This window comes from Mycolicibacterium palauense, from assembly GCF_002592005.1.
In the GTDB taxonomy this organism is placed as follows: domain Bacteria; phylum Actinomycetota; class Actinomycetes; order Mycobacteriales; family Mycobacteriaceae; genus Mycobacterium; species Mycobacterium palauense.
The window spans coordinates 25367-46725 of sequence record NZ_NVQF01000007.1 but is presented as its reverse complement, the minus strand read 5'-3'; the positions used below and the strand labels follow the sequence as shown (position 1 = coordinate 46725).

Annotated in this window: 31 protein-coding genes, 9 tRNA genes and 1 pseudogene; 26 read left to right on the top strand and 15 right to left on the bottom strand. The window is 61.1% G+C overall.

Annotated features, from left to right (window positions below; genetic code table 11):
• The first annotated feature begins 4 nt into the window (after nt 1–4).
• The 23 genes and pseudogenes from CSR00_RS04600 to CSR00_RS04505 all read left to right on the top strand — a co-directional run bounded on the left by CSR00_RS04600 (nt 5) and on the right by CSR00_RS04505 (nt 7769).
• Nucleotides 5–77 (top strand) — tRNA-Leu (locus CSR00_RS04600).
• A 4-nt stretch (nt 78–81) separates the two neighbouring features.
• Nucleotides 82–555, top strand: a complete 474-nt coding sequence (locus CSR00_RS31530) for an HNH endonuclease signature motif containing protein (protein WP_099021215.1) — start codon at nt 82–84, stop codon at nt 553–555.
• Nucleotide 556: 1 nt separating this feature from the next.
• Nucleotides 557–630 (top strand) — tRNA-Leu (locus CSR00_RS04590).
• 104 nt (nt 631–734) lie between these two features.
• Nucleotides 735–808 (top strand) — tRNA-Lys (locus tag CSR00_RS04585).
• A 252-nt stretch (nt 809–1060) separates the two neighbouring features.
• Nucleotides 1061–1127 (top strand) — tRNA-OTHER (locus CSR00_RS30570).
• A gap of 20 nt (nt 1128–1147) precedes the next feature.
• A tRNA-Gly gene (locus CSR00_RS04580) sits at nt 1148–1225 on the top strand.
• 73 nt (nt 1226–1298) lie between these two features.
• Nucleotides 1299–1370, top strand: a tRNA-Thr gene (locus CSR00_RS04575).
• 231 nt (nt 1371–1601) lie between these two features.
• Nucleotides 1602–1675 (top strand) — tRNA-Glu (locus CSR00_RS04570).
• Between the two features lie 77 nt (nt 1676–1752).
• A tRNA-Asp gene (locus CSR00_RS04565) sits at nt 1753–1825 on the top strand.
• A gap of 43 nt (nt 1826–1868) precedes the next feature.
• Nucleotides 1869–2025, top strand: a pseudogene (locus tag CSR00_RS31735) (peptide chain release factor family protein); the annotation flags it as partial.
• 140 nt (nt 2026–2165) lie between these two features.
• Nucleotides 2166–2236: transfer RNA gene (locus tag CSR00_RS04555), tRNA-Glu, on the top strand.
• A 151-nt stretch (nt 2237–2387) separates the two neighbouring features.
• Nucleotides 2388–2651: a hypothetical protein gene (locus CSR00_RS04550; protein WP_099021213.1), complete on the top strand. Its 264-nt coding sequence runs from the start codon at nt 2388–2390 to the stop codon at nt 2649–2651.
• The gene (locus CSR00_RS04545; protein WP_099021212.1) at nt 2648–2854 is read left to right on the top strand and encodes a hypothetical protein; all 207 of its coding nucleotides are present in this window, start codon (nt 2648–2650) and stop codon (nt 2852–2854) included. Before CSR00_RS04550 ends, CSR00_RS04545 begins: the two co-directional genes overlap by 4 nt.
• Nucleotides 2851–4053 carry an RtcB family protein gene (locus CSR00_RS04540; RefSeq protein ID WP_099021211.1) on the top strand — a complete coding sequence of 401 codons (1203 nt, stop codon included), beginning with the start codon at nt 2851–2853 and terminating at the stop codon, nt 4051–4053. Before CSR00_RS04545 ends, CSR00_RS04540 begins: the two co-directional genes overlap by 4 nt.
• Nucleotides 4054–4084: 31 nt before the next feature.
• Complete coding sequence (locus tag CSR00_RS04535; RefSeq protein ID WP_218014418.1) at nt 4085–4342, top strand: hypothetical protein; 258 nt, start codon at nt 4085–4087, stop codon at nt 4340–4342.
• A 250-nt stretch (nt 4343–4592) separates the two neighbouring features.
• Nucleotides 4593–4736: a hypothetical protein gene (locus tag CSR00_RS30565; RefSeq protein WP_176561906.1), complete on the top strand. Its 144-nt coding sequence runs from the start codon at nt 4593–4595 to the stop codon at nt 4734–4736.
• 61 nt (nt 4737–4797) lie between these two features.
• Nucleotides 4798–5136 (top strand): nucleoside triphosphate pyrophosphohydrolase family protein, encoded by a 339-nt coding sequence (locus CSR00_RS04530; RefSeq protein ID WP_218014423.1) that lies wholly within the window; start codon nt 4798–4800, stop codon nt 5134–5136.
• 171 nt (nt 5137–5307) lie between these two features.
• A complete protein-coding gene (locus tag CSR00_RS04525; RefSeq protein ID WP_099021209.1) occupies nt 5308–5994 on the top strand; it encodes a hypothetical protein in 687 nt (228 codons plus the stop codon).
• Entirely contained in the window at nt 5991–6323 is a 333-nt protein-coding gene (locus CSR00_RS04520) for a hypothetical protein (protein WP_141564266.1), read from the top strand. Before CSR00_RS04525 ends, CSR00_RS04520 begins: the two co-directional genes overlap by 4 nt.
• Before the next feature lie 36 nt (nt 6324–6359).
• A complete protein-coding gene (locus CSR00_RS30560) occupies nt 6360–6518 on the top strand; it encodes a hypothetical protein (protein ID WP_176561905.1) in 159 nt (52 codons plus the stop codon).
• The gene (locus CSR00_RS04515; RefSeq protein ID WP_099021207.1) at nt 6515–7147 is read left to right on the top strand and encodes a metallophosphoesterase family protein; all 633 of its coding nucleotides are present in this window, start codon (nt 6515–6517) and stop codon (nt 7145–7147) included. The genes CSR00_RS30560 and CSR00_RS04515 overlap by 4 nt, the downstream gene beginning before the upstream one ends.
• A 47-nt stretch (nt 7148–7194) precedes the next feature.
• A complete protein-coding gene (locus tag CSR00_RS04510; RefSeq protein ID WP_245905835.1) occupies nt 7195–7584 on the top strand; it encodes a beta-sandwich lipoprotein in 390 nt (129 codons plus the stop codon).
• On the top strand, nt 7581–7769 hold the full coding sequence (locus CSR00_RS04505) for a hypothetical protein (RefSeq protein ID WP_099021206.1): 189 nt from the start codon (nt 7581–7583) through the stop codon (nt 7767–7769). Before CSR00_RS04510 ends, CSR00_RS04505 begins: the two co-directional genes overlap by 4 nt.
• A 58-nt stretch (nt 7770–7827) precedes the next feature.
• Here CSR00_RS04505 and CSR00_RS04500 read toward each other — a convergent pair whose 3' ends face one another.
• The 13 genes from CSR00_RS04500 to CSR00_RS30550 form a co-directional block, all read right to left on the bottom strand.
• Nucleotides 7828–9219, bottom strand: coding sequence for a recombinase family protein (locus CSR00_RS04500; RefSeq protein ID WP_099021205.1), 1392 nt, complete (start codon nt 9217–9219; stop codon nt 7828–7830).
• Between the two features lie 337 nt (nt 9220–9556).
• On the bottom strand, nt 9557–9820 hold the full coding sequence (locus CSR00_RS04495) for a hypothetical protein (protein WP_099021204.1): 264 nt from the start codon (nt 9818–9820) through the stop codon (nt 9557–9559).
• The gene (locus CSR00_RS04490) at nt 9817–10137 is read right to left on the bottom strand and encodes a hypothetical protein (protein WP_099021203.1); all 321 of its coding nucleotides are present in this window, start codon (nt 10135–10137) and stop codon (nt 9817–9819) included. The genes CSR00_RS04495 and CSR00_RS04490 overlap by 4 nt, the downstream gene beginning before the upstream one ends.
• A gap of 3 nt (nt 10138–10140) precedes the next feature.
• A complete protein-coding gene (gene tas, locus CSR00_RS04485) occupies nt 10141–10863 on the bottom strand; it encodes a TIGR-Tas system RNA-guided endonuclease (RefSeq protein WP_099021202.1) in 723 nt (240 codons plus the stop codon).
• Nucleotides 10864–11120: 257 nt separating this feature from the next.
• The gene (locus tag CSR00_RS04480) at nt 11121–11585 is read right to left on the bottom strand and encodes a hypothetical protein (protein ID WP_099021201.1); all 465 of its coding nucleotides are present in this window, start codon (nt 11583–11585) and stop codon (nt 11121–11123) included.
• Nucleotides 11586–11759: 174 nt separating this feature from the next.
• Nucleotides 11760–12056, bottom strand: a complete 297-nt coding sequence (locus tag CSR00_RS04475; protein WP_218014417.1) for a DUF7246 family protein — start codon at nt 12054–12056, stop codon at nt 11760–11762.
• A 300-nt stretch (nt 12057–12356) separates the two neighbouring features.
• The gene (locus CSR00_RS30555) at nt 12357–12512 is read right to left on the bottom strand and encodes a hypothetical protein (RefSeq protein WP_176561904.1); all 156 of its coding nucleotides are present in this window, start codon (nt 12510–12512) and stop codon (nt 12357–12359) included.
• Nucleotides 12513–12928: 416 nt separating this feature from the next.
• Nucleotides 12929–13612, bottom strand: coding sequence for a DUF2786 domain-containing protein (locus CSR00_RS04465; RefSeq protein WP_099021199.1), 684 nt, complete (start codon nt 13610–13612; stop codon nt 12929–12931).
• A 1155-nt stretch (nt 13613–14767) separates the two neighbouring features.
• Nucleotides 14768–14950, bottom strand: coding sequence for a hypothetical protein (locus CSR00_RS04460; protein WP_099021198.1), 183 nt, complete (start codon nt 14948–14950; stop codon nt 14768–14770).
• Between the two features lie 823 nt (nt 14951–15773).
• Nucleotides 15774–16109 (bottom strand): hypothetical protein, encoded by a 336-nt coding sequence (locus CSR00_RS29995; RefSeq protein WP_141564265.1) that lies wholly within the window; start codon nt 16107–16109, stop codon nt 15774–15776.
• A gap of 78 nt (nt 16110–16187) precedes the next feature.
• Entirely contained in the window at nt 16188–16460 is a 273-nt protein-coding gene (locus tag CSR00_RS04455; protein WP_141564264.1) for a hypothetical protein, read from the bottom strand.
• Between the two features lie 270 nt (nt 16461–16730).
• A complete protein-coding gene (locus CSR00_RS04450) occupies nt 16731–16997 on the bottom strand; it encodes a hypothetical protein (protein ID WP_099021196.1) in 267 nt (88 codons plus the stop codon).
• 83 nt (nt 16998–17080) lie between these two features.
• Entirely contained in the window at nt 17081–17545 is a 465-nt protein-coding gene (locus CSR00_RS30550) for a hypothetical protein (RefSeq protein ID WP_176561903.1), read from the bottom strand.
• 138 nt (nt 17546–17683) lie between these two features.
• Between CSR00_RS30550 and CSR00_RS31525 the strand changes: the two genes are divergently transcribed.
• Together CSR00_RS31525 and CSR00_RS04440 are read left to right on the top strand one after the other, a co-directional pair.
• Nucleotides 17684–17809: a hypothetical protein gene (locus CSR00_RS31525; protein WP_281259670.1), complete on the top strand. Its 126-nt coding sequence runs from the start codon at nt 17684–17686 to the stop codon at nt 17807–17809.
• 50 nt (nt 17810–17859) lie between these two features.
• Complete coding sequence (locus CSR00_RS04440) at nt 17860–18747, top strand: cation diffusion facilitator family transporter (protein WP_099021195.1); 888 nt, start codon at nt 17860–17862, stop codon at nt 18745–18747.
• 58 nt (nt 18748–18805) lie between these two features.
• Here the strand turns inward: CSR00_RS04440 and CSR00_RS04435 are convergent, their stop codons facing one another.
• The gene (locus CSR00_RS04435) at nt 18806–19222 is read right to left on the bottom strand and encodes a DUF3151 domain-containing protein (RefSeq protein WP_176561902.1); all 417 of its coding nucleotides are present in this window, start codon (nt 19220–19222) and stop codon (nt 18806–18808) included.
• Nucleotides 19223–19317: 95 nt separating this feature from the next.
• Here CSR00_RS04435 and CSR00_RS04430 point away from each other — a divergent pair, with 95 nt between their 5' ends.
• A complete protein-coding gene (locus CSR00_RS04430; protein WP_099021194.1) occupies nt 19318–20127 on the top strand; it encodes an Rv0361 family membrane protein in 810 nt (269 codons plus the stop codon).
• A gap of 67 nt (nt 20128–20194) precedes the next feature.
• Here CSR00_RS04430 and fbaA read toward each other — a convergent pair whose 3' ends face one another.
• Nucleotides 20195–21232, bottom strand: a complete 1038-nt coding sequence (fbaA, locus tag CSR00_RS04425; protein ID WP_099021193.1) for a class II fructose-bisphosphate aldolase — start codon at nt 21230–21232, stop codon at nt 20195–20197.
• Between the last annotated feature and the right edge of the window lie 127 nt (nt 21233–21359).

Genomic DNA, 21359 nt, shown 5'->3' with positions numbered 1-21359 from the left:
ATATGCCGAGGTAGGCCATCTGGCGAGCCGCCTGACTTAGAATCAGGTGTATGCGGGTTCGACCCCCGCCCTCGGTACGCAATGGGGAGACAAAGAACATATACCGACGCCCAGGTGGCGGATGCGGTCGCTAGTTGCACGTCGATGTCAGACGTGCTCCGCAGACTAGGTATCAAGGTGGCGGGCGGTAGCCACTTCCATATGCGTAATCGTGTGGTACGCATGGGGTTGGATACAAGCCACTTTCGAAACACGACTGCCGGTCGAGGGACGTCAAACCGCCGAAAGGCGGCCACTGAGATCCTTGTGGTTCGCCCTGAGGGTAGTAACCGTGAAGATGTCAAACGCCTTCGCCGCGCACTGAGCGAGATCGGTCGTCCAGCGGTGTGTGAGCTATGCGGGTTGGATGATTCATGGATGGGGCTTCCAATCGTTCTGGAGATTGATCATATAGACGGCAACCCTCTCGATAACCGCGCCGAGAACCTGAGGTTTCTCTGTCCCAACTGTCATTCTCAGTGCGACACAAACAAGCCGTGGAAAGCTGCGGCGTAATGCTCGACTAGGCAAACCGGCAAAGCCGCCTGATTCAAACTCAGGTGCTTGCGAGTTCGACTCTCGCGTCGAGTACGCAAATCCCGACCGCCCTGACCCGGCGCGACGACGAAAGAGGTAGTAGTAGGCCATCGGGTGGCTGAAGACTACTCGGCCCCGGCCCCGTTACTGCCGGATATGGGCCTATAGCTGAAGTTGGGAATAGCACCGGACTCTTAATCCGGGGACGAGGGTTCAATTCCTTCTGGGCCTACTGGGACATAGTGAAATGGTTATCACTCCGTTCTGATAAGACGGCATCCTGGGGTCAGTACCCGGTGTCCCTACCACTTGGAGGTAGCTGTGTCATCCATGCTGCGACGTAGGACGTGTTGCCGAGGGTGTTGTGGCGGTGACATGTTGGCGTTGCGTCAGCGGGCCGCTGAGGATCGTCTGTGGCGGCGCGAGTGGGATTACGAAGAGTCCCGCGAGTATGAGGACTTGGAGATCATTAGCAAGGTCCGATGCGGCAGCACTGGACGGCCAGCCGCCTCCTAAGCGGTCGGATGGGGGTTCGACTCCCTCCTGTCGCGCAACATAATTGAATACCTATGCGTCCGTAGTGTTTAACGGTCTAGCACGTCAGGCTTCCACCCTGAAAGTTTCGGTTCGATTCCGTGCGGATGCTCCATGGCTGGTTAGTCTGAGACGAAGGTTGGCTTACATCCAACTAAGCAGGGTTTGATTCCTTGACCGGCTACCAGGCCCTTATAGCTTAGTAGGAAAAGCTCCGATCTTGTAAATCGGCGTGCGGCGTTCGAATCGTCGTAGGGGCTCAGCTCTTTTTTGCACAATAGGTCCGTCAAGAGACCTACACCAACAACTCGCGGGCGAATCTGCGAGTGCTGTGCCCCAATCATCATGCGTTGACTCCAACATACGGAGCACGCAACAAGGGGCACGGTCGTCCACATCGCCGGAAGGCGGCTTAACGGGGTGCTGTCTGGTGAGACTCCGAGTTTTGCAAACTCAGAGGCGGGGTCCGATTCCCCGGTACTCCACATTGTGTTCCGATAGGGTAATTGGTCATCCCACCTGATTTTCACTCAGGAGAGTGCGGGTTCGAATCCCGCTCGGAATGCGGGAGTTTTGGTCAAGCAGCTCCAGGGTTTGATTCCCAGAAAGTTGACCCGTGAGGTACGCGTCAAGTCCAACAATCCCGGTGTCGTCTAGCGGCCCAGGACGCCACCCTGTCGAGGTGGATACACGGGTTCAAATCCCGTCGTCGGGACGTGAGTATGGAACTAGCATTCTCGGTCACCCTTGATGACTGCCAGGTCGACACATTTCGTGCCGGCGGCAAGGGTGGGCAGAATCAGAACAAGCGGGAAACCGGTGTCCGAGTCACTCACAGGGCTTCCGGCGCCGTTGGTGAGGCTCGCGATGAGCGCAGTCAGTTGCAGAACAAGCGGTTGGCGTTCAAGCGCATGGCGCAAACCTCAACGTTCCGCACATGGGTGAAGCGTCAGTGTGGCCAGGAGACGCTTCTGAAGGCCCGAGTTGAGCGCGACATGTGGCCGGTGAACCTTAAGACGGAGGTTCGTGATGACGGCCAGTGGGTCGTCAGCAATGGTTCGTTGGTGTAAAGGCAGCATCCCAGATTCTCAATCTGTAGGTAGGGGTTCGAGTCCCCTACGAACTGCAACAGCCCCAGGTCTCTGACCTGGGGTTTTTTGCGTTCAGGAGTGAAACAGGTGGGCCCGTAATGTACTCGACATGGCAATGGGAAACCCCACTTTCTGGCGGTGGCTCGGGATGCTCATCTGGGCTCTTCTGAAGCGTCAGGGCCTTCTGTGACCGCGGTGGAGGAACGCCTCATCCCGGGTTGCTTCGATGCGATGTCGAAGCGCCTGGGGTGCAGGCTTCTATCCGAGGTTGGGGAGCGCTACGGGTCAATCTTCGATGTTGCATTCAACGGCTACTGCGAAGAGGGCACGGACTCGGTGTACTTCGAGGTGGACGTGATCTACCAGAGCGCTAAGACATCCCAGAAGGCCATTCACACGAAGACGTACCACTTCATTGGCGACATCATCAAGGAGCTGCTCGAATCGTGATCAATACCAAGAAGTTTTCCACCCGCATGAAGACCAAGAGCGGCGGCGAGGTCAACATCGACGCCATCGGCACGCGGGAGGCGGACATCCTGGTGCAGATGGATACCGACCACGCGAGGTGGGCGGCCACCCGTCTCACCGTGGGGGAGATCAAGCAGCTGCGCAAGGAGCTGAAGAAGGCCCTGGAGGTGCTGGGCAAGTGAGCTACACACTGCTGAACTCGAAGGTTGTTTCATTCGCGAGTGAGATCGATCAGGCCACCATCGAACAGGCCAACGAGATCGCCTCGATGCCGTTCGTCTACCCGCACATTGCGTTGATGCCTGATGCCCATTCGGGTAAGGGCTCTGCGGTGGGCACGGTGATCCCCACGGTTGGTGCGGTGATGCCGGCCGCGGTGGGTGTGGACATCGGCTGCGGGATGATCGCAGTCAAGACGCGCTTCACGGGCGACCGGCTGTTCGGTGCTGGGATGAGTCGCGACCTGGGGTCGTTGCGCCGACAGCTCGAAGAGGCCATTCCGCTCTCCCCCGGCAACTACAACTCGACGTTGTCGAGGTTCTCATTCACGCGGAAGCGTCACGAGGAGTTGACCCAGCTCCAGCAAGACCTGGATGTGGACCTGTCGCATTCGCCGAAGTGGATGGAGCAGCTTGGATCACTCGGCGGCGGCAACCACTTCATCGAGCTGTGCGTGGACGCCGAGGACAATGTGTGGCTGTTCCTGCACAGCGGTTCTCGTGGTGTGGGCAACAAGATCGCCCAGCGCCACATCAAGGCCGCACAGGTGTTCTGCGACCAGATTGGGGAGAAGCTGCCCCACCGAGATCTGGCGTGGCTCATGGAGGATACGCACGGATTCAACCGGTACATCAAGGATCTGGGGTGGGCGCAGCGTTTTGCCTATCTCAACCGCGCCGAGATGATGGATCGCTTCGTGCAGGTGTTCGCATGGTGGCTGGGCGTGCAGCCTCAGCGCGTCGAGCTGGAGCGCATCAACTGCCACCACAACTACACGACCCGCGTGCTGCACGGTGACAAGTACGTGTGGCTGACTCGCAAGGGCGCTATCGACGCGACCGAGGGCAAGCCGGGTGTCATCCCCGGATCCATGGGCAGCCGGTCGTACGTGGTGCGCGGCAAGGGGTACGCACCTGGCCTGTACTCGGCACCACATGGGGCGGGTCGACGGCATTCGCGCAGCCAGGCCAAGAAGCTCTTCACCGCACAGGATCTCGCTGACCAGATGCAGGGCATCGAGTGGCGGTCGGACATCGCAGAGAAGCTGGTGGACGAAATCCCCAGCTGCTACAAGGACATCGACCAGGTGATGGCCGATGCGGAACCCCTGGTCGACGTGATCACCACGCTGCGCCAGGTGCTCAACGTGAAGGGGACCTGAGATGGGCTACAGAAAACCAACCGAGCGGGACATGGCCTACGCAGCCCTGATGGACCGCGGCTGGTCTGTGCCGCACATCATCAAACACAGGTTTGGTGTGACGTGTTTTTATCGCAAGGAGGACGTGCTACTGGTCATCGGATACGACTCGAAGGACGGTCGGATCAACCAGCTTTCCTGGTTTTCGAACGACGTGCCGAGCGGGGAGACGATGGCCGCGGGTGATCGCTTCCGCCGCGCGATGGAGATGATTCACGGCACGCAAGAGGGGGGTGTAGACAACGAATGAAGTGGGATGAGGATCCGATCTGCCGACAGATCGGCACCGCGTTGTTCTACCCGCCGGCCGGGAGTGCAGGGAACTCGGCGAAGCGCGCGTGTGTGTAGTTGTGCAATGTCCGTACACAGTGCCTCGAGGCAGCCATGGCTGAAGAACGCGGCCAGTGGCGAGACATGCGCTTCGGTGTGCGCGGTGGGCTCAACGCGTCGGAGAGGTTCAGGCTTGCCCAGGACCGGGGTGAAGTGTTCGAGCAGGCAGCGTGACGGGCAATGCGTGGCCTTACTTCGTGGCCTTGGTGGCGCTGGTCGGTGTGTGTGTCGGCATTCTCGCCATCTCTGGGCATATTGACGAGCCGGCTTACTGCGGGCAGCACCCGATGATGCAGCTGTGCGAGGCCGAATGACGTTCCAAGATCGGCAGATTTCTTCTGCCGCAAGTGTATGAAGAGGATTTTAACCGTGAGCATGGATGAGTATCAGAAGCGCGCATTCGGAACCGCTATCTACCCTGGTGCTGGCGACGCCGACTCATACACCGGGTTGTCGTACGTGGCAATGGGTTTGGCTGGCGAGGGTGGTGAGGTCGCCGGCAAGGTGAAGAAGATCCTCCGCGACGACGACGGGATCATCGGGGACGTTGCGCGCGCGAAGATCGCCGACGAGCTCGGTGATGTCCTGTGGTATGTGGCCTTGCTCGCCACGCAGCTCGGCGTGAGCCTGGAATCCATCGCGTCCAGGAATTTGGCGAAGCTGTACGACCGGAAGGACCGCGGCGTGATCCAGGGGTCAGGCGACGAGCGCTAAGGCGTGAAACAGGTAGCGGGATAGGTTCGTTCACATGGGCAAACATCACATACAGAAACTCCTCGAAGAGTGGATGCGGCTAGCGCGGAGCCAAATAGTGCTCTTCAGTTACGAAAGCAGAAGCTTTTTGCGCTACACCAACACCGCCTACTCCGGGGAGGGTCTCTCGCAATGAGCTACTACTGGTTCAACAGCAACCCGGCCGTTATCGGCGAGAAGGTCAATGTCAACTATGACTTGATCGAAGCTACTCCGAACATGCGCCGCGCAAGCCTGAGCAACGCGATGCTGTTCGGTGGCCCAGCACTTCGCCAATGCCTCGAGTCTGCCCCACTGGTCGGAAACCACAAGCACATCTTCGTGGACACCAAAGTGTCGATGCTGATGCCAGGCTGGTGGCCGGCGATCCCTGGCTGGCACACGGATGGTGTCCCCCGCTACAGCGTGGATGCCGCGTCGGTCACCCCTGCGAATTGGGGGAAGCCATCTCTCCCCTTGCAGATTTCCAGGCACTTCGAGGGGTACAGGCCGATCTATCACACTGTGCATGTCGGTGTGGACTGTGCGACTGAGTTCATCGACGGGCTCCTGCATCTGCCGATCGACCACGATGAGGACGAGCAGATGTACTCGGAGATGACTCGGAAGGTCAACGAGTGCCACACGTTGCGGAAGCTGCGCGCCCCACTGGGTAAGTGGATGACGTGGGACTGGTGGAACATTCACCAGGCGACGCAGTCTGAGCATCGCGGGTGGCGTCTGCTTGTCCGAGTCACTGAGTCTGATCAACCGCCGGCCGAAGAGGATTTCATCCGCCCGCAGAATCAGGTGTACGTCCCAAGGGAGTTTGGCTGGTGAGCCAGGTCATCATAAATCTCCCAGACTGCGGGAAGATCTCGTCGTCAGGTGTATCGCACGACGTACTCACCGTCGACACCAGTGAGTGCACACCTCCCGGCCCTCCACCGATGTTTGGTACCGGTGAGATCGTCGCGACAGTCATCATTGTGCTCATCGTTGTCGCGGGCATCTCTGCTCTGTTGATCCAAGCCAGTGAGCAGAGGCCAAAGATCCTGGAGCAGAAGCGGTTGGCGCGCCAGGCTCAGATTGACGGCCGGGTGGCGCTCGCGAAGGCTCGCCGCCAGTGCCTCACCTGCGGTGCAGCCTACGACCCAGAGTTGCCCTGAGCCGTAACAACATTCACGCAGGTAGGAGTGCAACAGATGAGCAACCAGATAGCTTTCAAGGCGACACACAAGGAGTTTCCGGTCAAGGTGGGGATCGTGGTGCGGTGGGACGAAGGCGCCACCAACGAACAGATCGCGGAAACCATCACTCTCGGATACGCGACCGCGATGAAGAAGTTGGACGAGAAGGCATGAGTAAAGTCTGGTTCATTGCAGACCTACACATCGGTCACGCGAAGGTAGCCAACTACCGCACCAAGGGTTGGATCCTCCCGAGTTACCTTGGTGCCCAGGTCGACGCCCACGACCGGGCGCTCGCGAACAACTGGGACAACACAATCGGTGTGGACGACGTTGTGTGGGTGTTGGGTGACATTTCATCCGGGAGCACTGGCGGCCAGCGTGCGGCCCTCTCATGGCTCAAGGTTCGCCCCGGGCGGAAGCGCCTCATCGCCGGCAACCACGACGGTGTACATCCGCTGCATCGCGACGCCCATAAGTGGGCCGACGAGTACTCGCAGGCTTTCGAGTATGTTGCCTCAGGGGCCCGCATCAGAATTCCGCTTGCCCCGCCAGGCCACATGAGTGCCCTGCTGAGCCACTTTCCGTACACGGGTGACCACACCGATACGGACCGCCACGCACAGTGGCGTCTAAGGGATGAGGGCATGCCGATCATCCACGGACACACCCATTCAGTCACCCCACTGTCATGGAGTCTTGGGCCGGCCAGCATGCAGATCCACGTCGGTGTAGATGCACATGAACTTCACCCAGTGCCGATGTCGTGGGTGACTGAGCGGATCCAAAAGGCGTACCGATGATTTCAAAGATGTCCGCAGAGTAGTTGAGTAACAACAAGGAGATGCCGATGATGATGAAGAAGATGGCCGTGCTGGCTGGCGTGGCAGTGGCTGCCGGCGTTGGGCTCACCGCCTGTGCAACCGACGCGGACGTTGCGTCGCAGAACCTGTCGAGGGACGCCGACAACTTCAAGATCGACCGTCGGATCGTGTTCTACAACGGGATCACCGACGAGTACATGCTGACCATTGAGGGCCTGTGTTCGATCAGCGATTCCGGTGGGCAGCTCGAGGTCACCTGCAAGACTGGTCCCAACGAGTACAGGAAGCACTTCCTGGGCCTGTCGGATAACGTGACGTACGTCGCGGAGCAGCTCGAAGGTGCGGATGTGTCCACCGACCACTACAAGGTGATCTTCAAGCCCGAGTCGATCATCCCTGACATCGATCGCGGATGACGCTAGCAACCGAGTTCTTCACGGTCGTCGCCGTTCGGGGGGACGGCGCGATCGTGTCGGACACTGACATGAGCATCAACTCGCACCGAAGTGTGCGCTCCTACAAGACAATTGGTGCCGCTCGCAGAGCGATTCAGGTCGGCGCGAAGATTCCCGATGTCCAGGATTACTATGATGAGCAGTGAAGCCATCGCCCGCGCGAAAGCTATCGTCGCCGAGTCGCCAGCGATGTCGCAGGATCAGCTAGACCGCATCGGCATACTCATCGGCCTCACGCCAGTCGAAGACGACTCCCTCACCGTGGAGCGCCTTGGGCGTGGCCTTGCCCAGCGGGTTGACTGTGATGCAGCGGCATAACGTCTGGATGACGGCACGCTTGCGGTCGATGGACAGCGCGGCCCACGCGGCGTCAATATCGTCTGCGCATGCGATGTCTTCCATCACGTATGACGACGCCATGCCACGTAACGCATCCTCGACCTCATGAAGCCGCTCCTGGATCCTCAGCGTCGCAGTTTTGATCTGGCTGGCAGTCAACGTACCGTCAGCGAAATCCACAGCCAGAGCGTCGAGCCTGGACCGCAACGCGACCGACTCCTGGGTGAGTGCCTCGGCTTTCTCTTTGTTGCCTTTGTCGCCCTCCCATAGGACTGTCTTCAACTTCTCCACCATGACGTACTCCACGAACTCTTCGATCGGCTCTGCCTTCCGGGAGATCTTGTGGCACGCTGGAGTTTTGCACCGATAGATGGGTACATTCGGTTGGCGTACACCGGTCGCCAAGCCCTCACCGCAGACGCCGCAGTGCAGAATGCCACCGAGAAGCCTTGTCCGCACCCGCGGGCCCTTGAACTGCCTGCCGGGGGTTTCCAGTATCGCCTTGACGGCTTGCCACGTCTCCTCTGGAACCAGGATCGGCCAATCGCCACGGCCGACGATCTCACCGCGGTATGTGCGGTAGCCGGCGTAGCGGGGACTCTTCAGTACGCGCGCGACATTGCCGCTGGTCCAGGGTCGGTTCTTCTTCGTCGTGAACAGTTTCGCGTCATTCCACCGCCTGGCGATCGAATACAGTGACACCCCGGCGAGTACGTCTGCGTAGGCGTGCTGCACAGCGTCAGCCTCTGCTGGCACTATCCCCGGGTTGTCGTGATCCTCGGTGTATCCGAATGCCCTTGGGCCCCAGCCCTTGCCGGATCCTGCGAGCTGCTCGAATGCGCGGACCTGTCGCGCACTCTTGCGTTCAACTTCGCTGCGAGCCACTGCACCCTTGATGCGGGCGTAGAGTCGGCCGTTGTCGGTGGCAAGGTCGACCTCCTTGTCCACGCTGGCAAGGTTCAGTCGCTTCTCGTCGGCAAGGTCGATGAGATCTTCCAGCTCGCGCGGCTGGCGGTACAGGCGGTCAAGATCCCAGACGACTACGCCACCTATCTTGTCCGCTTTGATATCGCGGAGCATGCGCTGGTACGCCGGCCGCACACCCTTGCTGGCTGACTTGTCGTTGTCGACGTATTCGACCCAGTCCCAGCCCTTCGACTCGCACAGTTTGATTAGGTCTTCCCGCTGCCGTTCAACACCGAGCGTGTCACCCGCCACCTTGATGTCGGAGATGCGGAGGTACATGGCGGTCTTCATGGTGTCCGATCGTACACCAGGCAATGTTGACGTGTTCACACTCCTAATGGATTGCTAGCCTATCTAATATTCTGGAGACAGAGGAAAACCCCGGCCCCTAATTATCAGGTTGCCGGGGTTTTCGTCAGTCCCTATCCACCAGATGTGTCCACGCGTCAACCATCGCAGCTGACCACGTTCGAGGTGAGGTGGACGGAGCCGCACGCACACTTGTAGGGGACCAGTGGGGTGTAGCGGGCCTTCTTTGTGCGCTTGATTCGGCTGCGAATCCTCCGCATCTCCCGCAACGCCTCCCCCTTGTGTGCGTACCGCACTTTATTTGGTGTCGGGCAGGCCGTCACTGTCCCATCCCCTTGTATGCGTCGAGGACGGCGATGTCGTAGGCTATGCGGCCCATGTGCATGTAGTAGGTGGGCCCAGTTCCCCTCCTGCGCCGCGTCGAGAGTGCGATGCGGGTGAGGCCAAGGTACTCGGCTGCAGCTTCCTCAGAAAGCCGCACAGCGCCCGGAGTGACACCCTTGGGGGCCGGTGTCCACCTGCCGGCGAACGGGTTGATCACCTTGGGTGGAGTCACCGGCTTCGCGAGGTCGTGAAGGTTCACGACAGAACCTCCATGTCTTCCCAGTTGCGGACACCGACCCACTCCAGCAGCTTCTCCCACGTCATCGGCTTGATGCCCTGTCGCGCGGAACGCGAGCCGTCCTGTGTGACGTACCAGCCCTTGTCGAGCTTGATCGCGGCGTACAGGTAGCCGTTCCAGTTGGTGAACCGGATGACGCTCCCGATGGACTGCGGCTCGACTGGTTGCGCGTTCTCGTATTCCTCCTGCGCGACCTCGAGTTCGTGCGTGAGGTCGGCGATGCGTTCCTTGAGCATGGACACGCTGACCCCGGTGTGGGTGATGAGGGACTGAGCCACGAGCTACTTACCTTCCTTTTGTGGTTGTGCGGTTGCATGGCATGCACGGCTTGCCTGCCAAAGATCTTTCAGCACCGCTTTGACGATCAGACGCGTCGCACGGGCGTGCTGATGCCCCGCCGACAGCGGCGAACCGGGCTGCGCAGGTTTACCTTTCGGACCACACCGTTGGCATTCCACAACGTGGACAGCGTCCGCGTATCGCTCCCGGCCCGCGTCGTACACCTGTCGATACTCGCCCTTGGTTTTGATGCACGACTGCGCGACCAGCCACAACCGCATCCTGGCGTCTGGGTTCCAATTACTCTGCACCCCACGAGATCTGTGCACCGCTTTGCCGGACTTGATGGAAAGCCCGCTGAATGCGCACAGTTCATCGAATGTTCGCGGCCTGTCATACAGGTCATTCCAGTATGGGTCGCCCAGTGCCGCGAGGAGTCTGGCAGCCTGCTTATAACCCACTCCCGTAGCACCTTTCACCCATGTGCCGAGTGGGTGTCGGGCCATCACCTTCTCTAGGTGTTTGGTGGCTTGTTTCTCGGAATCCTTGAGTTGTTCCACCAGTCCGGTGAGTGCGAGCACGTCTGGGTGTTGGATGGTGAGCCCGTAGATTTCAGGGTCGGTGAGTGAGCGGAGTCGGTTCTCGTTGGCGATGCGTACCCGTTCGAGGTCGTCCACCACTTCTGCGGCGAGGGCGAGTGTCGGGTCTGCGAGTAGTGCGGACATTGTTGGTTCCCTTCCAGTTTCGTGAGTTGACGCCAAGAGTGATGGGCAAGCCCAGTTGACCGCATAATTGCGGTGGAGGTCTTCTGTCATCACTCTTGGCAAGTTGGTGCACACAGCGGGTGCCGTCACATTGTTCGCGCAATGGCGAGGCTGTGGTGCTGGCCCGCTGTGTGCAAGTTTGGTGCCGAGCCGGGTGCGCGCCACATGGCCGCAGCTGCAAACTGCGGTGGTTGGTGATTGTCCCAGCTCGGCAAGTCTCATGAAACCGGGCCCGACAGCTCACCCACCGTCGACACATCCTGATCCATCAGCGCATCAACCAAGCGTTCGTAATACGACACCTGACTGCGCACCGACTCGATATGGCGCATCCGCCCATCGATAACAACCCGCAGATCTTCGGCGGTGCACTCCCGTAGCGGCTTCCACTCATTGCTACCGACAGCCACCAGGGCGTTAAGTGCCGCCTGCCATGCGTCACGCACCCGGTCGACCTTGCTCGACTGTGGACGCCGCGATCCGGACTGTGTTCGCCGCGTCGCACTGATCGCCGCGTTTCGCTTGTTGGCCAGCGCGATTCGCACACTGGGCACCAGTGCTTCGACGTAGAACGCGCGGGCGTCATCGTCGGGGGTGAGCTTCGCGACCATCTCGGCCACATCCCACGGGTTCGACAGGGGGTGCTCTTCGATTACCTGATTGATCAGTGTGGACAGTGACATTTGTTTGATCCCTTCTGTTTTCGTGGTTGTTCCGGTAGGCGAGGGCGGTAGTGTCGACCGCGAAGTGTGCGGGGGGCATGGTCTGTCCCGCCTATCGGAAGTTTGGTGCCGGGGAGGTGGTTCTCGTTTGACCGCGGGTTGCGGGGTCCGTTCATTGTCCTCCCCTGGCAAGTCTCATTTGCCGGACTTCTCTTTCGTGATGCTCACTAACGTCTTGCCGGTTCGGTGCACCCGCGCCACCCGCTCGGGGTAGACGGACACAAACTTCTCCCCCTGGCCGTCGAGCCGCCCGCCAACGAAGGTGAGTTCATCCTTGCCCTGGGATGTCTTGCGTGCGTAGCGGAATCGGTACCGACCACGCTTGCCCTGAATGGATACCTCGGTCCCTGGGATAAGGGTCGTACGCCCAGGAATGTGGAACTCGTATATGCGGTCATCGGTCTCCGGCTTACACCTGCGCTTCGTGTTCATGTCCCGTACCCACAACCGTTGGGCCCATTGCAAACTGGCAGCCTTTGGCCAGTCTCGCCGTCGTAGACCAGTGACGGCCTCTCAGTACAGCGAGGACAGGTGGTGTCGAGAATGCGAAGTGCCTGCAGCGCCGCGGACTCCTCCTCGAAGTCGCCGCGCGCCCTGGCCCCGATAGCCTTGATCTGCCAGAGGAGGCGGTTTGATTCGCACACCTCCAGATCGCCACTACTCATGAAGCCACCAGATACGTGAGGACCGCAATCCATGCCGGCAGTGACGCATACAACGCCCACGCGTACCTCATGACGCCTCAGCTATCCGGGCAGCCACCGTCTCGCAGATACGCCCAAGTGACCGCTGCGCCTTGTAGTACGGGTCATAGCTGTACCGGACGGCCTGCGTTTCGAGCGCATACTGCACCACGCCAGCTTCCTCGGCGGTCAACTCAACCTTCACTGGTATGCCCTCCCTGTCTCCTGTAGGTAGTGAGCGAATGACTCCATGCCAGCGCAGTCCTCGCACCAATCGCCCCGAGAGATCAGGGCCTCACACCCGACGCACTCCCACATGTCATCGAACGGGTCATACGTGCAGTCGATGGACTCGTTGTGGTAGTAGCCGCATCGGTCGCAGTGCGCCCAGCTCGGCCCGTCTACATGTAGTGACATCGTTCTCCCTTCGCTTTGTGAATCTATGTCCGTACCTGTTTCACCCCGTGACCTGGTGAAACGGTCCCGAGAGACCAGAAAGCCCGCCAGTACTCGACTGACGGGCTCTCCTACCTCGCGGGGTCTAGAGCTTGGGACCGAGCACCTGCCAGCAGGCGAACACGATCCCCAACAGAATCCAGAACCACATGGAACACACCCCCTTTAAGCGATAGCCCGATTGAATTGCGCGCTCCGTCCAGCGGCGGCGCCGGCCTCCCAACCACTGCGGTTGTAGTTCGACTGCCGCTTGTCGCGAGCCTCAGGGAATGCCTTCTGAAGTGCAGCCTCGGCGCGCTGCGAGTCCCCCTTGTAGAGCACGAGGGCACCGGCCGCGGTCACAGCCTTGTCTTCCTGTTCCCGCACGCGTTGACCGATCGTGTTGGCGAACCCGGCAATCCATGCCCGCCGATAGGACTTGACACCGCCACCGTAGTATCCGGGGTGTGCCAACTTGACCTGTCGCATCATCTGCGGCTGCAGGATGCCCCACAGGAACTTCACACGCTCGATGTGCCGTTCCATCCCGAAGACGTTCACCACGTACGAACTGTTAGTGCGGGTGCAGACGCACCGGCAGTGCAGAGCTCTTGCGATTCCGTTCAGCAGCAGCAGTTGCGCGGACTGGTATGTGCCGGTGAGGTTTGCGGCCCACTGGATCGCGTCAGGCATATCGGAGATGTCTAGGTTCGCGCGCTTGGCGTCCACCTGCGCCATGTCCAACCCGTACTTCGCCAGCAGTTCGAACGCTTTGGCTTGGAACACCGACTCTTCGGGTGTCCCGGCCACGTCCTCGGCTTGGCGTAGCAGTTTGGCAACCTTGTCGGTCACCTTCTGTTTCTTGTCCAATGTTCTCCCTTTCCTAGTGTTGATGGTCGTGAATCCACCAGGCGCACAACAGGTCCGAAGAACTGCTGTGCACCCTGCCTACTCAGTAGTTGTTCCGACAATCACAATGTCGGTCACGCTCTGATAGAAGGCCGTCGAGTACAAGCCGCGCAATGACTCACCGTTGCGAACCCGGGTCCATCGTGACATGTCGGCGTTGTACTGCCTCTCTGCACGTTCGAGTGTGCTAGCCCACTGCACTGTTGCGCCCAGCTCGCCCGTACTCGAGTCTTTTATGGTCATGATTATGGCGTACGGCCACCGTTTACCCGAGCGGACAAACTCGTGGCCGCCGTGACGTGCGAAATTCCTGATAAACATTCCCTGACCCCTTCCCACTATTAACAGAGTCAGAGTCGACATAAAGGTGCCAGGTGGCGAATAACCCACCGCCGCAAGCGGGGGAAGGGGTTGCCGCGCACAGTGAGTCACTGCAAGCCACTTGGCGCCCATAAGTCGACTCTCACCCTAGGTGTGAGCACACCAGGCACACAACGAGTTACCCCCGCTGTGTCCCCTGCCTACTCACCAGTGCATTTCGTCATCACGCGTAGGTTGGGTACCTGCGTGGTGACTCTGGCCATCCCGGGTCAGCGAGCGCGTTACGCATCCAAGACCCATCGGGGAGTGCGTTGATCGCTTCGATCGCCGCGTCGTCGCCAGCTTTGGCCAGCTTCACTATCTCGATTTGTTGTGGTATGTCATGAGGAATGTCCATTTGCCGTTCCCTTCCAGTGTGTTTGACCTTTTTCGTCGGTTGCATGGCACCGATCTGATCAGTACCAATCGCCCGTCACGTTATCCTTGACGGACCACCTCTGAGTGTTCGCCAGAACGTCTATGGCTGCCATGATCTCCGGAGTAACTTCGTAAGTTTCCGGATCCTCGTCATGTTCCATGGTTAACCCCTTCCCGTGTGCGCTGCCTACCGACAGCAAAGAGCTCACCGACCATGCAGGCCGATGGGCTCTTCTCCGTGTGTAGGTGCTGTGGTGGACTTCGGTTCCCGAATGTCTACGTTCATGTTCGTCCCTTCCCGCGTGTGTGCTGCCTGAGCTGACAGCAGGGGATGCGCGGATGCAGGTCATACCCACAGCCGTGCAACCCCCTCCATGCTCAGGTGATCTCGTCATAGTCGACCAGGACATCATCGTCGCTATTCGCGCCGATCCAGCCCAATACATCCTGCAATGCCAGATAATCAGGCACCGCATAGAGCTGGCGAAGATACGCGAACGCGTCGACCTGAGTCCTGTGCGCTGTAGCGTTCAACCCGCTTGCGTGATGATTGATAGCCACTAGCCAAACAATCATGGTGACTTCCCTTCCCGTGTGTGTTGCTGTGAGTACAGCAGGCAAGTCACAGCACAAGTCTGTGACTCACCCTCCCTACTCACACTCGTTGTCTCAGTTCCTCTAGATCTTCGCGTGCCTCACGCTCGCGGATCTCTTTACACAAGTCACACAAGTCATCACCGGGAGCAGCTTCGGCTGAGTAACACTCCACGCACACCATTAGGCGTACACCCTCCCAGACTTATCGAGTTCGACTACCGCAGCTGGGACGACGTGTCGCTCGCCGGCCCAAGACTCCGCATGTAGTGCGCGGCGCTTAGACCTTGCGCCACCTCAGGCCAGACATAGCCAGCCTGTCCACTAGTGCATTGATCTCACGACCCGAGCGGTAACCCACCCGATCCCGTGTATGCGCTGCTAGACACAGCAGACGGCACGCGAACAACGATGCTCGCGTGCCATCCTCCCTGTCTAGTTGCCAATTGGAGTAACCCGATCCCTGGAAAGCTTGCCAGTGTAGCGACCGCGAACCGTTTCTTCGGTCAAGGTCACATACTTGCGTCCGATCCATCGGACCTCAGCGTATTTAACGCCGCGCATGAATAGATCAGTTTCGGGGTCAATTGACACGCGCGACGCGAACCCTCCGCGCTGAATCCACGCGTTGTAATCCTTGACAGCTTGGCTGTTTCCGGCTAATGCCTCAGCAAGTGCTACGTTCGGATCCATTTTTGTCCAGTCCCTTCCCATGTTTCCTGATTAGGTACAGCAGGGATTACCTAGGTTCGCTATACATCTGCGAGAAACTAAGTAATCCCCTCCCTATCTAATCGAGTTCCGCCGGATCAATCGACAGCATCGACAGTTCGTCGCTGTTCTCTTCCGCCCATCCCCCAACATGTTCGGGGAACAAGTCATAGTTCTCGCCGCCCCCGTAGCTGCGAGACTCAGCGCATGCACTGAGAAACGAGAATAGTGTGCGTGATGCATCGGCCACATCCACCTCAGCATCGCAGCCCGAACGAATATCGTTGTCGACATACTGCCATTCGGGTGTGGTAATGGTGTATGTGTATCGCTGACGGTAGGCGCGAAAATCAGGGTCAAAGTCCGACCCTTCATGTTCGACAGTCACCGCCGCGTCACCGATTGTGTACTCCATTGTTTCATCCCTTCCCTGTTGATGGTTTAAGTCCATCTATAGGCACACAACACCCATGTTTGTGTGCCTACCGTTGACTTAACCCAGCGGGCGGCGATTCAGTGATGCGTAGCCCAAACCGTAGTTAGCGGACATCACGTAATCGATGCCGTCTACGTTGACCTCGTAAAGCCGGTCATCAGATCCCCACGACGCAACCTCGCGGGTGTGCGCGTAATCGGTTTCCTGTCCGTCATCCCATTGAGCCATGTGTGCGGCCATCTCATCGATGCCCATGTCTGCAATTTCGTCGTAGTCGTCGCCCTGCAGGAACACAACGTCAACCCAAGGGCCCTCAGTGTTGATTGCCATTGTTCTACCCTTCCCGTGTATATTGAGGGTCGGAGCCTGGCCACGGCTGCGGTAACAACCGTGACCAGGGCCTCGCAACTACTTCCGACGGTTGAGCAGCTCGAAAGTTGCCCAGATGGCCGGCGGTAGTGCGAGAACCAAACCGATTACCTCTAGGGTCATCATCGGTTTGTCTCCTTCCCCCTCCCCAAGTCGAAAGCTCGGGGAGGTTCGTGTGTCTAATCACACCAGGGAGGTTACAGAGTTACCCCTGTAACCTCCCCTGCCTGATCAGCCCAGAATGTCGGCACCAGACGGCAATCGGTCGGACTCCGTCATGTGCACCCGGTAGCTGTACATCCCAATGGCCTTACCGGTGCGCGGTTGGTAGATGCCACCGAAGAACGTCCCCGTAACCGGGTCTAGGTCGGCGGTGTCGAAGTACCAACGGCACTCCCGGCTGAGTTGCATTAGCTCACCCAGTAGCGCGTCGCGCGTGTCGAACTCGCTAGTGACGATGTCTTCGTCGTACAGCTTGGTTGTCAGTAGGTAACGCATCGCTATCCCCTTCCCATGGTTGGTGTCTAACCGCACCAGGCGAGCAATAGTTAGGAATGCTAACTACTGCTCACCCTGCCCGGTTAGGCTGCAATCTCAGCCCAGCTATGGCCGTGCTTTACCGATCGTTGAATCGCACCGCAGGCGCACGACTGGACCCAGTAGGAACCGGTCGCAGACGTGCCGCGATGGTCTCCCGAGAGCCAGTTGTGACGCTTGTGCTGCCCATCTGGCGTGAGGTAGCGGAATCGGTCCCCTGTCACCCAGTGGAAATGATCCGCCGACAGATAGCCATGCTTGCCCGTGTGGGCATCTTGGTCCACTTCGAACAGATGTGCGAGAAAGATGCCCCACTCATCCCACGTTGCGGACTTGTAGTCCCGATGCCCCCACTGGCCGCCACTGCGCCCACTGCCGGATATGCCGAAGTCATAGGCACGTTCCCGTGACCTAGACCCGTGTCGGTGGACGCCAACGACTGTCACACCGGCAGCGATGGCCGCCTCGTAAAAGTGCTGCTCAGTCAAGACGTTGCTGTGAATGCGCATTGTCGTTCCCTTCCCTGTCGTGCCTCGTGTAGGCACGCAAAAGCGCAGGCTGACACCCGCGCTCATGCCTACCTACCCAGTAGGTGGGAAGAGTGTCCAAACCGTCACAGCAGATTCTTCCTGGTCTTCATCCTGCTGGTGGCCCCGCCGCTCAACGCGTGGTTCTTCGACCTCGTCTACGGCGCGTTCGGGCTCTCCGGGGTGCCGCCCTACCTGGCCTCGGTCGGCGGCCAGCTGACCCGTTTCTGGTCCGCCTGGGTCTGAGACCCGAGGACCCTTGCAATATATGCAGAAATCCGCATATATTGCTCGGCATGGGTGCGGGACACGATCACAGCCACGGCGATACCCGGGTGAGCCGCATGCTCATCGCGGCGGGCGTGTTGACGGCGTTCTTCATCCTCGAGCTGACCACCGCGTTGCTGATCAACTCCATCGCGCTGCTCGCCGACGCCGGGCACATGCTGACCGACCTCGTCGCGATGTTCATGGGGCTCACCGCGGTCCTGCTGGCCCGGCACGGCCCGGCCTCGGAGACGCGCACCTACGGTTGGCACCGCGCGGAGGTGTTCACCGCGGTCGCCAACGCCGCGCTGCTGCTCGGGGTGGCCGGGTTCATCCTCTACGAGGCCGTCGAACGGATCGGCGACGCCCCCGACGTGCCCGGCGTGCCGCTGATCGTCGTCGCGCTGGCGGGGCTGCTGGCCAACGCCGTCGTGGTCCTGCTGCTGCGGTCGGACTCGCACACGAGCCTCGCGGTCAAGGGCGCCTACATGGAGGTCGTCGCCGACACCGTCGGCAGCGTCGGTGTGCTGGTCGCCGGCATCGTCACCGTGACCACCGGCTGGCCCTACGCCGACGTCGTGGTGGCCGTGCTGGTGGCGCTGTGGGTGCTGCCCCGCGCGATCGGCCTGGCCCGCCAGGCCCTGCGGATCCTGTCCGAATCGTCGCCGGACCACATCGACGTCGAGGAGCTGCGGTCGGCGCTGGCCGCGGTCGACGGCGTGACCGGCGTGCACGACCTGCACGTGTGGACGCTGGTGCCGGGCAAGGACATGGCCACCGCGCACCTGACCAGCTGCGACGACGCCACTCGGGTTCTCAACGACGCGCGCGCGGTGCTGGCCGCGCGCGGCCTCGAGCACGCCACCGTCCAGGTGGAGCCACCCGAGGGCCATTGCGACAACCCACCCACCTGGTGAAGGCCGGCCCCGCCGGGACCGGCCGCAAGACCGGCCTCGAGACCAGCCTCCAGGCCACCTAGGACAGGCCCAGCTCGGTCCGCGCGGCGGGGTCGCAGTCGTCGAGCAGGTCCAGACACCGGGCGTACTCCTCGGTCTCGCCGATCGTGTCGGCGGCCCGCGCCAGTGCCGCGACGCAGCGCAGGAAACCGCGGTTGGGTTCGTGGGCGTAGGGCACCGGCCCGAACCCCTTCCAGCCGTTGCGACGCAGCTGGTCCAGGCCGCGGTGATAGCCGGTGCGGGCGTAGGCGTAGGCGGTCACCGCCTTGTCGTCGTCCAGGGCACCCTCGGCCAGCGTCGCCCAGGCGACCGAGGCCGACGGGTGCGCCGCGGCGACCGCCGCGGGGGTGTGTCCGGCGTCCAGTTCGTCCTCGGCCTCGGGGTCGCCCGGCAGCAGCACCGGGTCTGGTCCCAGAAGATCGCCCATCCGCGTCATGGCGACTATTGTGCCGTGCTGGGTGAAACGGGGTACGGCGGCCCGCGCCGCTAGTCTCGAAAATCACCGGCCTACCCGAGAGGACAGCAGCACCGATGTCGAACCCATCCGGGCCCGACCCCGAGGCCGAACACGGCGAACGCGGGGAACCCGACACCGAGGCGGCCCCGGCCCTCGATCCGCAGCCCGACCACCCGACCGAGGCGTTCGCCATCCCGGGCACCGACCCCGAGGAGGCCCCCGAGCAGCCGCCGGGCGAGCGTCGGTTCACCGCCCCCTCGGCCATGGACGCCGGGTCGACCCAGATCATCGACCGGACCCCGGATCAGCCCACCGAGATCATCGACGTCGGCGAGCCGACCACCCAGATCCCCGCCGCGGGGCCACCCGCGCCGGGCAAAGCCGTTGGACCGCAGGCGATTCCACCGCGCGGCGATGTGCCTCCCCCCGTCTCGCCCAAACGCCGGGGCTGGGGATGGGTGATCGCGCTCATCCTCGTCATCGCGGCGCTGGTCGCCGTCGCCGTGCTCGGCACGGTGCTGCTCACCCGCGGCGGCGACACCACGGCGACCCAGGAGGACCGTGTCCGCGAGACCATCCAGACCTTCGACACGGCCGTGCAGCGCGGCGACCTGGCCACGCTGCGCTCCATCACCTGCGGGGCCACCGCCGCGAGCTACAACCGCTTCGACGACAGTCAGTGGAACGAGGTGCACGCCCGCGTCGCGGCCGCCAACCAGTACCCGGTGGTGGCCAGCATCGACCAGGTCGTCGTCAACGGCGACCACGCCGAGGCCAACGTGACCTCGTTCATGGCCTACGACCCGGCCACCCGGTCCACCCGCAGCTTCGACCTGCAGTACCGCGACGACCAGTGGAAGATCTGCCAGGCACCAGTCTCCTGACGCTGTCCTGACGCCCTGTCCAGACCCTGTCCAGGCGCCGCCGTGACCGGGCGGACCGGCCGGCCGCTCAGCCCGCCGAGACGCTGCGGCCGGCGCTGTGCAGGTCCTCGCAGGCCTCGATGACGCGCACGCTCATCGCCGCCTCGGCCTTCTTCATGTAGCTGCGCGGGTCGTAGACCTTCTTGTTCCCGACCTCGCCGTCCACCTTGAGCACACCGTCGTAGTTGGTGAACATGTGCGCCGCCACGGGGCGGGTGAAGGCGTACTGCATGTCGGTGTCGACGTTCATCTTGACCACGCCGTAGTTCAGCGAATCCTCGATCTCGGACTTCAGCGAACCCGAGCCGCCGTGGAACACGAAATCGAACGGCTTGGACCCCTCCGGCAGGCCGAGCTTGGCCGAGGCGACCTTCTGGCCCTCGGCGAGCACCTCGGGCTTGAGTTTGACGTTGCCCGGCTTGTAGACACCGTGGACGTTGCCGAACGTGGCCGCCAGCAGGTATTTGCCGTGCTCACCGGCTCCGAGTGCGGAGATGGTCTTCTCGAAGTCCTCGGGCGTGGTGTAGAGCTTGTCGTTGATCTCGGCCTCGACGCCGTCCTCCTCGCCGCCGACGACACCGATCTCGATCTCCAGGATGATCTTGGCGGCGGCGGCCTGCTTGAGCAGTTCCTGCGCGATGGACAGGTTCTCGTCGATGGGGACCGCCGACCCGTCCCACATGTGCGACTGGAACAGCGGGTTCATCCCCTTGGCGACCCGCTCGGCGGAGATCGCCAGCAGCGGCCGCACGTAGGTGTCCAGCTTGTCCTTGGGGCAGTGGTCGGTGTGCAGGGCGACGGTGACCGGGTACTTCTCGGCGATGATGTGGGCGAACTCGGCCAGCGCCACCGCACCGGTGACCATGTCCTTGACGCCCAGCCCGGAACCGAATTCCGCACCGCCGGTGGAGAACTGGATGATGCCGTCGCTGCCCGCGTCCGCGAAGCCCTTGATGGCGGCGTTGATGGTCTCCGAGGAGGTGCAGTTGACGGCCGGGAAGGCGAACGAGTGCTCCTTGGCGCGGCCCAGCATCTCGGCGTAGACCTCGGGCGTGGCGATGGGCATGGAGAAAGTCCTCTCGGCGTTCCGGCTTTTTGACAGTATCTCAGGGATCGGCGCCGACTGTGAGCCACGGGACAACCTTCGCCCGGATGGTGACGCACCTCGCTCCGGTGCCGAGTGTGAGCGAAAA